Source organism: Agathobacter ruminis (genome assembly GCF_002735305.1).
Classification (GTDB): domain Bacteria; phylum Bacillota; class Clostridia; order Lachnospirales; family Lachnospiraceae; genus Roseburia; species Roseburia ruminis.
Genome location: NZ_PDYG01000077.1, coordinates 1 through 1,183 on the forward strand (window position 1 = coordinate 1; position 1,183 = coordinate 1,183).

The 1,183-nt window shown below is 46.2% G+C and carries 1 protein-coding gene; it reads right to left on the reverse strand.

Features of this window, described 5'->3' with window-relative positions; all coding sequences use genetic code 11:
* Window positions 1-129: 129 nt before the first annotated feature.
* Entirely contained in the window at window positions 130-819 is a 690-nt protein-coding gene (locus CSX02_RS09750; protein ID WP_034219344.1) for a F0F1 ATP synthase subunit A, read from the reverse strand.
* Window positions 820-1,183 lie beyond the last annotated feature (364 nt).

Genomic DNA, 1,183 nt, shown 5'->3' on the forward strand with positions numbered 1-1,183 from the left:
TTGTTATAACCCCTACCTTCGCTTCGCTTAGAGGAAGGGGTCTTATCCGACTGAGATAAAATACTGGTGCCTGTTTCAGCGCGATGCATACGCTCATTCTTTTTTGCTTCTCTGGGCATGCATCTTATGTCACTCAACGGCTTCCTTGATGTAAAGTGATGTCAGGAATACAAATACATATGCCTGTAACAACCCATCAAACAAATCAAAGTAAAGACAAAATACAGCAGGTACGACTGCCGGTACTACAATCTTTAACAATTCCATGATAACGAAGGCTCCAAGTACATTTCCGAAGAGTCGCATACATAAGGACAACGGCCTTGTGAATACATCGAGAATGTTAAATGGTGTTACGATGGCGATAGGCTGCGTAAAACTTTTCAGCCATTTTTTGATTCCTTTTTGATAAATTCCCGCGAATTCCACCAAAAGGATACTCATGACTGCTAGCGCTGCAGTGACATTCAAATCCTTCGTCGGTGATTTGAAGCCGAACAATCCAATGATATTGGACAATCCGATATACAGCAGGACAACCACCAGATATGTGGTATATCGTCTGCCTTCTTCACCCAGCATGTTCTCAACCATGCCCGTCAGCTTCGTATATATCAGCTCGGCGACCGCTTGTCGCTTACTGATATTACGCGTTTTGAGGTTTCTCGTCAGTATGAATGCTGCCAGAATCAATACAGCCATCACAATCCATGTCACAACAACCGATTCATATACCGGAATTCCTCCAAACACGGGTATGGTAAAGACGGTTTCACAATTTAGCTCCTCGACCAGCTCTGTTGCTAACGATGAACTCAATGAAAACACCTCCTTTTTACCATTATTTGTACTTATTTTAATACAAAAAAACAAAAAAAAATAGTCTAATTAACACAATTTTTAGGACTTCAGAACTATTTTTTTCAGCGTTTTACATCTTTCAATTCTTATTCTAAATGTGTCTTGCGGGCTGGGGGCGCTTTCTTGAAGCTTGCTGGAGTTTTCCCGGGGCATGCTGAGTCTTGTGACACGCGCCGGGCGGGTGCGCGGCGTTCTCGCGTGTCGGGTGCCCGGGGCAGTGACACGCGTGGAGCGGGTGCGCGAGGTTCTCGCGTGTCGGGTGCCCGGGGTGGTGACACGCGTAGGGCGGGTGCGCGGCGTTCTCGCGTGTCGGGTGCCCGGA